The organism is Croceitalea rosinachiae (genome assembly GCF_031846445.1).
In the GTDB taxonomy this organism is placed as follows: Bacteria; Bacteroidota; Bacteroidia; order Flavobacteriales; family Flavobacteriaceae; genus Croceitalea; species Croceitalea rosinachiae.
Map to the genome: position 1 here is coordinate 495,589 of NZ_JAVRHR010000001.1, position 13,726 is coordinate 509,314.

The 13,726-nt window shown below is 35.1% G+C and carries 12 protein-coding genes, 1 tRNA gene and 1 pseudogene; 3 read left to right on the plus strand and 11 right to left on the minus strand.

The genetic code is table 11. From position 1 onward, the window contains the following. The first annotated feature begins 9 nt into the window (after nt 1-9). The 3 genes from RM706_RS02230 (at nt 10) to RM706_RS02240 (ending at nt 3,448) form a co-directional block, all read left to right on the plus strand. The gene (locus RM706_RS02230; protein ID WP_311349392.1) at nt 10-861 is read left to right on the plus strand and encodes a GIN domain-containing protein; all 852 of its coding nucleotides are present in this window, start codon (nt 10-12) and stop codon (nt 859-861) included. Next, complete coding sequence (locus RM706_RS02235) at nt 862-1,701, plus strand: LytTR family transcriptional regulator DNA-binding domain-containing protein (protein ID WP_311349393.1); 840 nt, start codon at nt 862-864, stop codon at nt 1,699-1,701. A 613-nt stretch (nt 1,702-2,314) separates the two neighbouring features. Next, nucleotides 2,315-3,448, plus strand: a complete 1,134-nt coding sequence (locus RM706_RS02240; protein WP_311349394.1) for a serine hydrolase domain-containing protein — start codon at nt 2,315-2,317, stop codon at nt 3,446-3,448. 705 nt (nt 3,449-4,153) lie between these two features. Here RM706_RS02240 and RM706_RS02245 read toward each other — a convergent pair. The 11 genes and pseudogenes from RM706_RS02245 to trxA all read right to left on the minus strand — a co-directional run bounded on the left by RM706_RS02245 (nt 4,154) and on the right by trxA (nt 13,688). Next, nucleotides 4,154-5,155 (minus strand): adenylate/guanylate cyclase domain-containing protein, encoded by a 1,002-nt coding sequence (locus RM706_RS02245; RefSeq protein WP_311349395.1) that lies wholly within the window; start codon nt 5,153-5,155, stop codon nt 4,154-4,156. 140 nt (nt 5,156-5,295) lie between these two features. Continuing rightward, the gene (locus tag RM706_RS02250) at nt 5,296-5,733 is read right to left on the minus strand and encodes a hypothetical protein (RefSeq protein ID WP_311349396.1); all 438 of its coding nucleotides are present in this window, start codon (nt 5,731-5,733) and stop codon (nt 5,296-5,298) included. 40 nt (nt 5,734-5,773) lie between these two features. Continuing rightward, nucleotides 5,774-6,667, minus strand: coding sequence for an alpha/beta fold hydrolase (locus RM706_RS02255; RefSeq protein ID WP_311349397.1), 894 nt, complete (start codon nt 6,665-6,667; stop codon nt 5,774-5,776). A 52-nt stretch (nt 6,668-6,719) separates the two neighbouring features. After that, on the minus strand, nt 6,720-7,424 hold the full coding sequence (locus tag RM706_RS02260) for a DUF6090 family protein (RefSeq protein WP_311349398.1): 705 nt from the start codon (nt 7,422-7,424) through the stop codon (nt 6,720-6,722). Nucleotides 7,425-7,449: 25 nt separating this feature from the next. Next, nucleotides 7,450-8,634 carry an acyltransferase family protein gene (locus RM706_RS02265; protein WP_311349399.1) on the minus strand — a complete coding sequence of 395 codons (1,185 nt, stop codon included), beginning with the start codon at nt 8,632-8,634 and terminating at the stop codon, nt 7,450-7,452. A 122-nt stretch (nt 8,635-8,756) separates the two neighbouring features. Then, a complete protein-coding gene (locus RM706_RS02270) occupies nt 8,757-9,911 on the minus strand; it encodes a helix-turn-helix domain-containing protein (RefSeq protein ID WP_311349400.1) in 1,155 nt (384 codons plus the stop codon). Nucleotides 9,912-10,678: 767 nt separating this feature from the next. Next, nucleotides 10,679-11,653 carry a site-specific integrase gene (locus RM706_RS02275; protein WP_311349401.1) on the minus strand — a complete coding sequence of 325 codons (975 nt, stop codon included), beginning with the start codon at nt 11,651-11,653 and terminating at the stop codon, nt 10,679-10,681. Between the two features lie 9 nt (nt 11,654-11,662). Further along, nucleotides 11,663-11,935: pseudogene (locus tag RM706_RS16510) on the minus strand (Arm DNA-binding domain-containing protein); the annotation flags it as partial. 235 nt (nt 11,936-12,170) lie between these two features. Further along, nucleotides 12,171-12,244, minus strand: a tRNA-Asp gene (locus RM706_RS02280). Between the two features lie 115 nt (nt 12,245-12,359). After that, nucleotides 12,360-13,289 carry a DUF58 domain-containing protein gene (locus RM706_RS02285; RefSeq protein ID WP_311349402.1) on the minus strand — a complete coding sequence of 310 codons (930 nt, stop codon included), beginning with the start codon at nt 13,287-13,289 and terminating at the stop codon, nt 12,360-12,362. Between the two features lie 81 nt (nt 13,290-13,370). Continuing rightward, on the minus strand, nt 13,371-13,688 hold the full coding sequence (trxA, locus tag RM706_RS02290) for a thioredoxin (protein ID WP_311349403.1): 318 nt from the start codon (nt 13,686-13,688) through the stop codon (nt 13,371-13,373). Between the last annotated feature and the right edge of the window lie 38 nt (nt 13,689-13,726).

Below are 13,726 nucleotides of genomic sequence, written 5' to 3' on the forward strand. Positions count from 1 at the left end.
AACTAAGTGGTGATTGCAATTTTACTGATAAGCTCATTAGGAATTGCGCAGGTAAAAGGAGATAAAAATATAACAACTAAAACTTTTGAATTAGAAAAAATTCAAGGTCTGAAAATCGATATTTATGCAAAAGTTATAGTAGATGATAAAGCCGATAATAAGATTACTATTAAAGCAGATGACAACCTTATAAATCTTATTGACAGAAATGTTGAAAATGGCATATTGCACTTAAATCAGTTAGAATGGATACAAGCATCACAAAAAATAGAAATAGAGATTGGTGCACCAGACTTAACTATGATTGAAACAGGAACGCACGACAATACTATTCTTAAGAATTTTAGTAACGAAAAATTAAAAATAATAGCACCTATAGGCAATTTGAAAACCAGTGGAACTACAGATAATTTAATTATTGAAGCAAAAAAAGGAATTGTAGATGCATCACAATTAATAGCAAAAAATGCTTCAATAACTATTACGGGAAGCAGCAAGACAATTATTAATGTCGTTAACGAAGTGAAACAAACTTTGAGTGATAAAGCGCGACTTGAATTTGTAAATAAGCCTACTTCTGTTATTGGTGATAGTGTAGAAAAAAGTACACAACCTAATCAGGCAATAAAATGGATAAGAATAAAAAATAATTCTTGGAATCGTAAAAATCTTGTAGTAGTAGGCCCTAAAAATGACGGTAGTCAGTTTAGCTATGGTTTTGCAATGATGCCCGGAACAACTAAAAAAGAAAGATGGACTGTAGGAAGTAAAGTTTACAAGGAGGGTAAATTGGGTTCAAGAGAACTATTAGTAATAGTAACTGAAGAAAACGAAAACCAATTGATTAAACTTTTTAAATAAATGGGAGTAGAGAATATCTATAAAGTTTTCAAAAACAAATATCCTTTTCAAAAAGGAAACAGGCCTCATTTTATTATTTCTGTTGCTCTTGCGTTATGGATATTTGTTTTCTTATGGTTTCCAGAACCTTTTGAGTTATCTCGCTTTGATTTTTATAAGAAGCTAGAAGTAATTCCCTTTTATGGATTTTTCGGAGGGTTTAGTTATTACCTAGCCCTTTATCCTCAAAGATATTTGTACCAAAAATATGAGTCTTGGAACCTTGGTTTTGAAATCATTTTTTTGGCTACTGCACTCTTAATTGCTTCTGGTTTTATGTATGTTGTTTACTATTTTGGAATAGAACATTATAGATACGCCTATTCATATTTAAAATACGCTAGACTTATCTACATTCCTTCACTTATAATTATTTTGCCTTTTATCATTATTTCAAGAATTCTTAGTGCTTTGATAAAAGGTAAGAAAGACGCCGAAAAGGATGAGGCCAAAAAAGCAGAAGTTGTCATTAGAGGTTCCGGAAAATATGAATTGCTTAAATTGAAGAAACAGAATATTATTTATGTAAAGTCTGATAATATTTATGTAGATATATTCTATGAAGAAAATAATGAAGTCATACAGCAATCTTTAAGAATTAAGATATCTGAAATTGAATTAATACTTCCTGAGTTGTTTAAGAACCACAGGTCCTACTTAATTAATCCAAAATACTTTAGAAGATTGCGGAGAGATAATGACAAAGTATCAATAGAGTTGAAATATAATTTAATAGTACCGGTATCTAGGGCTAAAAAAGAGAGTGTATTAAAGCAAGTACCATTCTCAAATAAATCATAACATTTTACAACTACTACTAGCTTATTCAAGAAAATACTATAAGCATTTTATTAAATAAAAAAAAGATGTCAAATAAAAAGCCACTTATCCTATTTCTGGTAAGCATTATTTTTAGTGTGTGTTTCTTACTGTCCTATTTTACCGATAAATTGGTAATTGATGATACTTCTATATTAAATGTTATAGAAAATGCGAATGGGCCTCCGCTTTTTATTCTGCAATGTCTTCTTTTACTGTATGCTAATTATCTGTTGTCAAAAGAGAAACAGGCTGCAAATAAGATATATTTGATAGTTGGCATTATTCTTATATCTTTAACTACATTCTTCAATTATTCTAATGTTTTCAATTTATGAAGTTCTTCTATACAATTGATTCAAAATTCGATGGCATTAGTTGCTTCTCACACAAAGTTTTCTTTAGGGTGCCAAATTTCCAGAAATAGTAATTGGTAAGACGGCTTCATAATTATTGAAAATATTCAAGGAGCAAATAAATAATTACCATTAGCAACTTATATAAGGCATTTTACAACAATTCAAAGATTCTTCAAAGATTAAATTAATAACAAAAACTATATTTTAAGATTAAATATTCATCAAAACTTCATCATATGAAAAGGTTATTCTTTGCGCTTTTAACTGTTATTGTTTTTAACTCTTGCGAAACAAAAAAAAATAAAGCAACAGCCATAAAAGAAGATAGTAAAACTGTACAGCAAACTATAAATAATTCTTCAATTAAAAGAGTTATAGACAGTATTCTGACTGCCAATAATATTCCCGGTTTAGCAGTGGGTATAATAGATGGCACTACAATACAAACCGATGGATTTGGTACTTTAGAGAGAAGTAGTGTAGATAGAATTGATAAGAATTCAATTTTTCAAATCGGCTCTGACACCAAAAAGTTCACCGCGATAATTGCAAGGAATTTGGTTACAGACGGTAAACTGAATCTAGATGAGCCTTTGGTAAATTATCTACCAAACTCTGTAAGTTCTGAAACTAAAGTGAAGCTAAAAGATATAACCACTCGCTTGTTGCTTTTACAACGTTCAGGTGTTCCTTATCGAGCAAAAAGTGTCCAGAGAGTTGATGGTGATGCAATGTTAATTCCCTACAGCGAAAAAGATTTAATTGCTGACTTAAATTCTACAGAACTTGCTTTCGAACCTAATTCTGAAATGGGATATTCTAATTATGGTTATGCCATTATTGGATATGTTTGTGAGTTGGTCAGTGGCAAAACATATTCAGAACTTGTTAAGTTTTACATTACAGATAAGTACGGTATGGATAATACTTTTATTCATCCAGACCAGCGGCAAAGTAAACTCATAGCTTTCCCTTACAGAAAAGACGACCGCACTTTAAAGTCTGAGCCTTGGAAAATGGGAAAAATGACACCTGCTGGCGGTATCTATTCCAATATTACGGACCTATCTAAATTGATGATTTCTCAAATTGAGGCATACAGAAACTTTAGCAAAGACAGCATTACAGATAATCCTCTAATACTAACAGAAAGTGATGGAATTGATGGCTCGCATTATGGGTTTGGCTTATCCAAAACTATTAAAGACAACTGGACAAGATATGGCCACGGTGGAGATTTAGATGGTTACGCCAGTTGTTATGTTTTCTCACCTGAAAAGAATGTAGGATTAATAATGCTAACTACGAGTGGAGGAAGATGGTTTGGAGATTTAGAGAGAATTCTTAAACAAGAATTATTTAAACCATAAGTTATCCTCAAGTAAAATATTCTTCTTCAAAAAAGTCTTTAAAAAGTTCAAAGCAGTAAATATTAATTTGCTCGTAGCTGGCCGCATTATTCATAAGTGCTTGTGCACGATATATATCTACCCAAGAAGTAAGAATAATCTACAATTCAGCAAAAATGGGGAATAGATGGGGAAACGAACCTGAATAAAAATAAAAATCCCTAATAACCATAAAGTTAAAAGGGATTTCTAGCGGTCTGGACGGGTCCCAAACCTATAATCTATTATACTGAAAAACAATTACTTACATTTTTATTTCCTTGGGCGGTAACCGAAGTGGTCGCCTATTAATCCAAAAAACTAAAAGAACATCAATTGATTTTAAAAATAGCCAAATTTCAGTAAAGGGGAGACAAAATTCTAAGAAAAGGATTTAATTTTCCGAGATAATATTCCTTTTATCATTATTTCACCGCGCTATCCCAAATTACATTTTTCTTTGTACATCTTTTACCTATTAATAAAAAAATTACTTGATATAATCTGAATTAGAATAATTAAGTGTAATCAAAGATGAGTAGTGGTGTCTGGAATTTCAAATCTTTGGTTTTATAAAAGGTCTTTTAACGATACCATTAAAAAAGACCAGAAATGGGACTTGTTGAAGAATTTAAATTAAATCTTCAGCTGAGTAAAAGTAAACGGCCGTTTTTTGAGACGACGAAACTAACACAAAAATTGTCTTTGGGTAGCTAATTGCACTCCATAAAGAGGAAGTTTTTGTGATTTACCTTTAAGTTCAATTTCGCCTTTTACCTTTATATAATAGTCTTTTTCCTTTTGTAGAAATGGCAATATATTTTCTGAAACCAATAGTTTTTGTTGCAACTCATTACACTTTCCCTCAATTCTTGCGGTGGTGTTCAGAACATCGCCATGATAGACGATTTCCTTTTTTAGTTTTCCAACGGTCGTTACGATAACCTTTCCGGCATGTATGCCCGCTTTGAATTCAGGAATGATGCCATATTTGGTAAGATACTCATTGTACTTTTTTTTAATGATTTCCACCATCTTATAAAAGCATTGGATAGCATTCAAATTATTCTTTCCGATAGGCCATACCAAGATTATCTCGTCTCCAGCATATTGATAGATTTCTCCTTTGAACAAAATAATGGCATCCGAAATATCATAAAAGAAATCCCTTATAAAGGCACTGTACATTTTGTTGCCCAATTTTTCAGCTATAGATGTCGAACTTTTAAGGTCTAGAAACATGAACAATCTAGAAACTTCACGTGGTTGACGATACATCCCAAAAAATAATCTTAAAAAATTCGCCCTCCCAATGAGGTGTATAATCTGCAGTAAAAAGAGTGTTATTGCAATAAACGACAAACTGAATAGAAAATCTCGTCTATACTCAGGGCCAATCAGATATTGAATTACTGCTTCTGAATAACTGGTATTATATTTAAAAACATTTTCGATAGCCAATACCAAGGCCAAAATGGTGCTTATAAGCAAAGAGTATAACAATGACCTAATTATGGTTACAGCTAGAGAAGAAATTTTATGAAATGCTTTCTTGAAAACAAACTCTTCCAAAACTCCAATAAGCAGACCTAAAATAACACCTATACTGCCAGCCTCAAAAAACTCTATAAACGTATGTGAATAGAAGAAGTAGTTATATGAAAGCCCAAAAACCATGGAAATTCCCATGATTATGTAAATGTTTTGTAGGCTTAGTTTTCTCTCTGGTTTCATCGGTCGGTTCGGGTTTACGGGCATTCATCAAATTAAAAACCAATGAGCACAAACAAGTTACGATTGAGCTCATTGGTCTTCGTTTCTTTTTTAAATCAACTCTGATACTTTTCCTTCTTTTTGAATACCATATTAACACGGTACTTGGCCTGACCACCGATGACTTCTACATCCTTTCCTGAACCAAGACTTATATTGTTCTCTTTGCCATTATAGGCATTGATATACTCAAAGCCAAGTTTGGACATGGCGTTCAATAAATCGGTTTGATTTCTGATTCGAAGTTTTTTCCTGTTTTGAAGTAAGGATTCCAGTTCCCTTAAAACCTTTTCGTAAGCAGATTTTTTATAATCGATATTAATATTGATTCCCCCAATAAGTTTGGTATTCTCTGAAGTAACAACCACGTATTCGGGAAGTTCATCAATGCTTACAGAAGATACCGCTTCTACCTTTAATTCTTGGGCTGTAACACTGGCTGACCATACTACTAGCAATGTTAATCCTACTAAAATTTTGTTTATTGTTTTCATTTTGATTTACTTTTAATTCTTTGATTTATAATTGTCAATTCTATTTTGATAATAATATTATGATGTGTGCTATTACTAGACTTGGCTCCTCGAAATTTATACCATGTCCTGAGTGTACCGTACTAATATGAGTAAAGTCGGAGATGCCAACTCCTAATTCTTCGTGTGCATCATACCAAGTTTGTCTAGTACCTTCATGAAGTTCATCGGTATCGTTATTATTCTGATCCTGTTTCATACTTGTAAGCACCGTTATGGGTATGTTCGGCAAATCGGTAAAGTTTGTGGCATATATATCATCTTCTATTAACTCTCTGGCTTCCATTGGTGCCCCATGATTTTCCGTTCCAAAAAGACCTACATAAATTTCATAGACGAAATCTTCTTTAGCTTGATTAAGATTGTGAAAAGATTCATGTGTTGGATCAATAAAAAGGATTGATGCTACTTTATCTGGATTTTTGATTGCATAATCTCTAGCAATTAGTCCTCCAAGAGAATGACAAACCAATATCATTTTTCTTCCATTTAAATAGGGCTCCACGACCATTTCCAAATCGGAGGTTAAAGTCTCAATATCTCTGGGGCTTGGACCAATTTCAGAATTATTATAACCTGCTCTATCATAAAGCAATACATCTGATAAATCTCCAATTTCGTCTACTATTCCTGTTGTGAACCACTCGAAAGCACCATAACCAAGTCCAGATTCAAATACAACAAGATATTCTGTATCATTGATTTGGCTATAAGTTTCTAATTTGTGTGTGCCAAGATCGATACTTACCTGCTGTGGTTCATTCCTACTTGCATTCGGTTGCGAATTACCATTGTCATCGTCATTATTACATGATGTGATAAATAAGATGGACATTATTGCCATCATTGCAATTTTCATTTGAATTTTACTTGTTTTCATTGTAACTGTTCTCATTTTGATTGTTTTCAATTGATTTATTAATATTTAAAATGTGTTATGTTAAAGTTCAGGATAGAAGTTCCTTGCTTATTTCAGCTGTAATCACTTCAATTTCGTTCAAAGCTTCTTGATATACCTTGTCCTTTTCTTCCATGATTTGTAGCAGAGCGAGTACTAGATTTTGAAATTCATAAGTGTACAATTCATCAGGGCTCTGAATTTTCCCGTCCGAAAATTTTAAAAGGGGAGTTATACTGGGCACTACATAATTCATCATGGCATCATAATGAATGTTCTCAATTCGATTGATATACAGGTATTTTTCCTCTAGGAGTCGAATCCCATTAATGATGTCGTGATTGCGTAAGAGTTTGATCTCCCCGCTGTTTACCAAGGTTTCGTAAATATTTCCTTGACGGTCAAAATCGGTATATTGGGTCAGTTTACGAACAATAAGCCCCAGAGTGTCCATTTTGCTTCTATTATTATCTTCCAGAATTTCGTTGGCGTAATTAAATTGAAACATAAAGCTCTTGTTCATGTTCATTTGCTCCAAAATCAATTCTCTATCGTTCGCTATCTGATTACGTACATTTTCATAATATTGAATCTCAGCATTGCCCTTTATTCGATTATCGTTCCAGTTATTGACTTGAAAGGCCAAACTTATCCCGATCATGACCAACAGGATTTCGCCTAGGGCATATAGAACATATCGTTTTAAATTCCCTTCTTCTATAAGGGACTGTCGTATTTTTCTGAATAGTTTCATCTTTGTTTTTTAAGGGTTGAACCAGTTATTTATCAAATACGGGGGATTTTGGGACTGCGTTGGCTACCACACCTTGTTTCTTTTTTGGCTTCATTCCAAAAACAACTCTCAGAACATTAAATTTTTGAATGAACCAATAACATCCTATAATGAACACCAATGATAGCAGGGTTATTGAAATTGCTTGCATTCCATAGGAAACATCCCATTGTAAGACGACATACCCTACAAAAATCAAGGCAGGTTGATGCAAAAGGTAAAAGGGATAAATGGCTTCATTCAACGCTTTTCGTGATACATGATCCTTGTTGAAGTATCTTTTACAATAGCCGATTGCCGTCAATCCGCAGGACAATGAAATGACCATTTCGGTTATTCCTCGAGTGTAATCCTGAACTATGGAAGGTTCTACGAAAATTGATTGCAATGAAAAGAGCAATACAGTAAATAGGATGGTTTGATACAAGTACAATCGCCTATCCTTGGTAAGAGCCCTAATTACTTTGTCACTTGTAAATAGGATAAATCCGCCCAAAAAGAATAACAAGTAGTAGGAAAAGTAAGCCCAATCATTATAAAGGGCATGGGTACTGTTTGGAAAATACTGTCTCAAAATAACCTGGGAAATGATGAGAACGGGCAACAGCCAATTCAACCCCATTTTCCTCGAGGCAATGTTTATCAATTTTCCCCTGACCATATTGTAATGTCCACTTTTGGTATAATTTAAAAACGGTGCTATTATCAATGAAATCAACAATAAATAAAGAATGAACCATAAGTGGTGCCATGAGATATTTCCAACTGGATAAGGTCCTCCATCGAACATATGGGGGATGAAATCCAAGAATGAGCCGTATAGATCAATTCGTTCTACATAGACCATAAGTGGTACTAAAGTGAAAAAGCCGACTGTAAATGGGATATACAGTCTTCTCAATCGCTCTTTCACATATTGCCAAGTTGTTCTATGGCCCATAGCGTAGAATGTTCCGATGCCAGAGACCAGAAACAATAGCGGCATGCGCCATAGATGTAACCACCACATTATAGGGTCTAAAAACTCAAATGATTCCGCACTGTTCACGTGCCATTGTTCCGGTCTAAAAATCATTCCAACATGGAAGAAGAATACGCTTATTATAAGTCCGATTCTTAGCCAATCGATAAAATACTTTCTTGGTTTTTTAGGTGTAGCCTGTGTGTACATAACTGTTCGTTCTTTGATTATGAAACAAAGCTATTGTACAACGCCTCCTTCCAACGACCTCGCCTATAAGTACGGTGTTCGTCCTTATCGGAAAGCACATTTTTATATTGTATATCAGCGAGTTACGAATCCCGAAAGGCGGAGGGAGTCTCAGAAGTAATTTTCTTAAAAGCGGAATTGAAGGCGGACTTTGAATTGTAGCCCACACGTTCCGCAACTTCTTCAATGGTCAGTTTTTTACCCAAATCCGTTTTTAAAATGGCCTGCGCTTCCTTGACACGATAGGTTGCCAAAAGCTCGAAAAAAGACTTACCAATTTTCTCATTTATGACCTGTGAAACATGATGCGGGGTTTCATGAATGGCTTTCGCCAACCCGGACAATGAGGCCGTACTACTTTTAAAGTACTTTTCATTCTCCATTTGGGAAAAAATGTTCTCGAGAATGGTATTTTTTTCAGATTCCTCCAAAGACGACTTTATATATTTTAGCGATGGGACTTCTAAAAAGGAAGAAACCTCGTTGTAATAGGTAGATTGATTCATGATTTGGATTGCGGTCATAAATATCATAAAAGAAACGTAGAGATATATAAAATGGTCACCTACGTCGTCATGAAAAGTATTCTTTACCAGAATAAAAATTATCGTCACGATTATTATGTGCAACGAGATATTACGAATAGTCTTAAGGGTTTTGTTTTTCGTCACAAAAATTGACTCTCCCGAAGATTTGGTTTTAAGCAATAGTTTACGTGACCCAAGAATTATGTAAACTACAAAATAAATGCCCGTCAATAGATTTGTATACGAACGAACGCCAAGGGGATCATCTGAAAAAGTTTGGTTTTCATCTAATCTGGGATAATCCATATCCATTACCTCAAGACTATCATTAAATTTCACTGCATCCGGTTGCAAGAAATAAAACATACAAATGCCAAACCAGAGCAGTGAAGGGATAAAATGCACCCAATAACATTTTTTCCTATGGCCATCAAGTTGTGAGTCGATAAATAAATAGAGTAACCCCGCCATTAAAAAGTTCAGTGGCTCAGCAAAATTCGATAACCATAAAAACCTAAAAATATACCCTGTGTAATTCAGCCAGCCTTCCAACATCGTTAGCGATATGGCAAGAATAAAAAGCCCCATAAAAAGGTTGGGGAGATTGTTGCGTAGTGATTTTTTGATGATGAAGTAGGATACGAATAGGCCAAGAAAAACCCCTAACAATATAACTAAGGCTATAAAATCTATATGTATAGGAATTTCCATATTATATTCAAAGTAACGATAATTCCATGGGTGGATGTAAAAGCAGTCAAAAAAAAGATTCCCATGTTAGAATCTGACATTTACCAAACGGGCTGCAAAATTCAAGATTTATATCCCATGAGAATTATAACATGTCAATGGTAGTATTATATAAGCCAAGGATAGTCTCACAAAAAGAACGTTTTAAGGAACAATTGAACGCTTAGACTGAAAATGAATTTTTCAGAAACATTTCATGGAAAAGTCAGATAATTCAAGATGTGTCATTGTCATGACAATCTTGCTTTTGCTCCCGTAGGTTGCAAAAGAAAACTACACATTAGGAAATCACTTAGAACCAAGAAATGAAAAGCGAGTGAAACAAAGTTTCACGCTGCAAGCCCCATGTCTTACCAGGGACTAATACTACTGAGCGAGGTAAAGTGAAACCCATGGATAAATGAAGGGTTTGCGCCAAACTTTTTCGGTTTTTATAGGGGATTCGAGAGGTTTTGCGCCAAATTTTTAAGATTTACATAGTTGTAATTTCACTTCTAACCTTCTTTGAGATAAGGGTTTGTAAGAAAAGTGTGTTGTCGTAGCGTCGCTTTAGCGCGCTACCCTCTTGCTATACCACCCAACTCTTTAAAGTCGTTGTTCGGTATACCTTCGGCCTTGCAAAAAATAGATTGCGCCCTATCGTGTTTTTGCTTTACGCTTATCTATCGGAACACTACAAAAACCCGACAGGATCCAAGCGCAAAGTTTTGGGGTAAAATTTGGGGACATTATATGTTGCCTTGTCTTGTGTTTGTCCAACCCATAAACCTTTTCCCTACCAATCGTTCCTGGAGGTCGTCCATATCTTCTCGAAGTTTCCTGTCTACCACTTTGGCATATATCTGCGTGGTCTTAAGGGAACGATGGCCGAGCATCCGACTCACGGATTCGATGGGTACGCCATTGGAAAGTGTTACGGTAGTGGCAAAGGTATGCCTTGCCAAATGATGGGTAAGGTTCTTTTTTATTCCACACCGCTTGGCCACTACTTTTAGATAAAGATTGGTCTTTTGGTTACTGATTACAGGAAGTAGACCCGTACCTCCCCTCTTAGGACATCTATCTTTATACTTTAGCATGATTTCCTCCGCCATTCCCAAAAGTGGGATATCGCAGCGTACCTTGGTCTTTTTTCTATTTATCCGAATCCATTTCCTTCCTTTTATGTCGATGGTCATATCGTTTTCGGAAAGTCGCTTTACATCGGAGTGGGCCAATCCAGTAAAACAGCAGAACAAGAATATATCTCTGACCTCTTCCAGTCTTGGGGTATTCATATAGGCCTCACTTAAACTTTTCAATTCTGATTCGCTTAGCGCCTCCCTTTGTACCGGAATCCATACTGCTTTCCAATGGTAAAAGGGGTCATGTTCTATCCATCCATGCGCATGGGCGATCCGTACAATTTTCTTGAAATTGGTCACATATTTGGTTATGGTGTTCTGCTGTCCTATCCTTTGGTCTTTGAGGTGGCGTTCAAAACGTTTTATGAACATGAGGTCTATAAGGCCCAAACGGATATCGCCCATTCCGTATTCTTTTTCTAAGAATTTACCAAGGTGTTTACACGTTCTTACGTGCTTCATGTACGCGCTATGGGAATATCCTGAGCCTACGTTGCCTTTAAGGTCATTATTGTGGCCTCGATAGATTTCTAGGAGTAGTTTCGGCTGTTCGCCTTTTCCCAAAAAGGTGTTGGACAATATCTTCGCAGTATAGATCCTCCCCTCATCAACTAATTGTTGTTGTATCTTACAGATTCCTGATTCCATTTGTTGGAGATGGCCGTTTATCTCTTGTGCTTCTTGACCATATCCCTTGACCCTCCCAGCTTGTGGGTTCCAGGATGTCCGCCTTATCTTTTTCCCGGTACTCACCTCGCTACGTTTTCCATCGACGGTCACCCTCATAAATATGGGGATCATACCGTTGGAATCCATTCTGTTGTTCCTTAGGTAGAACAACAATGAAAATTTCTGTCTCATAACTTAGGCTTTACAGTTAATTTCACCAATCCTTTAGGCACAAAAGGCTGATGTACATTGTTTTAACATGATATTCCCTAAGTTTTGAGGATTTTATAAATGGTAGCAACCATGGTAACCGAATTGGTCACCTATTTTATTGGTTCCATCTGATATTATATGATTGCCAAAAAAAGGAAAACCCTGATAACTAATTGTTTATCAGGGCTTTTTGATTCTTATTGAATCTTTAAAGCGGTCTGGACGGGACTCGAACCCGCGACCCCCTGCGTGACAGGCAGGTATTCTAACCAACTGAACTACCAGACCAATGATTTTATCTTAAAAGACCCTAACTACAGTTAGGTTCAAATCTTGTTCAAATTGCTTCTCTCAAAGCGAGGGCAAATATACACTCACTTTTTCTTTTGAACAAACAAAATTTTCAATTAAATTTTTGTCGCTCCATCATGAATGTATTCAAGACTTTAGAAAAGTCTGAACGCACATCGACCTCAACATACTTAATTTTATATTGAGAACATTTCAATTTTAAATCATTGAGATAATCTGAAATTTTTTGTTCATATGCTTCTTTGATAGTATCGGCATATAAATCAATATGTTTACCCGTTTCTACATCTACAAAGCGTTTTGGAGAATTATCAAAATCAAAATTATGCTCATGGACTGCATCCATCATATGAAAAAGCACCACCTCATGTTTGTTGTACTTTAAGTGACGTAGTGATTCAAATAGCTGTGTTTCTTCCACTTCAGTTTGAAACATATCGGAAAACAGAAAAATCAAACTTCTACGATGAATCTTTTCAGCTATTTGATGGAGATAATGATAGGTTCTTGTTTCTTTTGATACATTAGTGTTTACAGCCACTGAATTTAATTTATCTAAAAGCATCTGAAAATGGCGCTCGCTACTTTTTTCATTGATATAAAAGTCATACGCATCAGAATAAATACTCAATCCTACTGCATCACGTTGTTTTTTTAGAAGGTTCATAATAGCTGCAATGGCCAATACTCCAAAACCTATTTTATTTAAGTTTTCGATGGATAGATTTTTCACCTCAGGATAATACATTGAAGTTGAATTATCCAATATCATATGACAGCGAAGATTGGTTTCTTCTTCGTAACGTTTGGTGTACAATTTGTCGGTACGTGCAAAAAGCTTCCAATCAATATGCTTCGTACTTTCTCCACTATTATAAATCTTGTGTTCTGCAAACTCAGCCGAGAAACCATGAAAAGGGCTTTTATGAATACCACTAATAAAACCTTCTACTACTTGTTTAGCGAGAAGTTCTAAATTAGAGAATAGTTTAGCTTTATTAAGTTCAGATTTAATATCCATTGCAGTCTAAGATAAAATAAAAAGGCCTGACCCCGAGGCATCGGAACCAGACCTTTTATAAATTTTAACGTATTGTATTACTTACAAAAGCGCATCAAGAGCATCTGTATAAACTTTTTTTGGTGAAACACCAACTTGACGATTTACAATTTCCCCGTTTTTGAATACTAAAACCGTAGGAATATTACGTACACCATACTTAGCTGCAAATTCTTGGTTTGCATCAACATCTACCTTACCTACAACGGCTTTTCCATCATATTCTGAACTTACCTCATCAATGATGGGGCCTACCATACGACAAGGACCGCACCAAGCTGCCCAAAAATCTACTACTACCGGTTTATCACTTTTTAAAACAACTTCATCAAAAGTTGCATCTGTTATTTCTAGTGCCATGTTTATTTATTTTACTATTACGCAAAGTTAGTCAAATA

Bases quoted from the DNA above. Each gene is read 5' to 3' on its own strand.
- RM706_RS02235 (WP_311349393.1), top strand. From the start codon at position 862: ATGGGAGTAGAGAATATCTATAAAGTTTTCAAAAACAAATATCCTTTT.
- RM706_RS02240 (WP_311349394.1), top strand. From the start codon at position 2,315: ATGAAAAGGTTATTCTTTGCGCTTTTAACTGTTATTGTTTTTAACTCT.
- RM706_RS02245 (WP_311349395.1), bottom strand. From the start codon at position 5,155: ATGGGAATTTCCATGGTTTTTGGGCTTTCATATAACTACTTCTTCTAT.
- RM706_RS02250 (WP_311349396.1), bottom strand. From the start codon at position 5,733: ATGAAAACAATAAACAAAATTTTAGTAGGATTAACATTGCTAGTAGTA.
- RM706_RS02255 (WP_311349397.1), bottom strand. From the start codon at position 6,667: ATGAGAACAGTTACAATGAAAACAAGTAAAATTCAAATGAAAATTGCA.
- RM706_RS02260 (WP_311349398.1), bottom strand. From the start codon at position 7,424: ATGAAACTATTCAGAAAAATACGACAGTCCCTTATAGAAGAAGGGAAT.
- RM706_RS02265 (WP_311349399.1), bottom strand. From the start codon at position 8,634: ATGTACACACAGGCTACACCTAAAAAACCAAGAAAGTATTTTATCGAT.
- RM706_RS02270 (WP_311349400.1), bottom strand. From the start codon at position 9,911: ATGGAAATTCCTATACATATAGATTTTATAGCCTTAGTTATATTGTTA.
- RM706_RS02285 (WP_311349402.1), bottom strand. From the start codon at position 13,289: ATGGATATTAAATCTGAACTTAATAAAGCTAAACTATTCTCTAATTTA.
- trxA (WP_311349403.1), bottom strand. From the start codon at position 13,688: ATGGCACTAGAAATAACAGATGCAACTTTTGATGAAGTTGTTTTAAAA.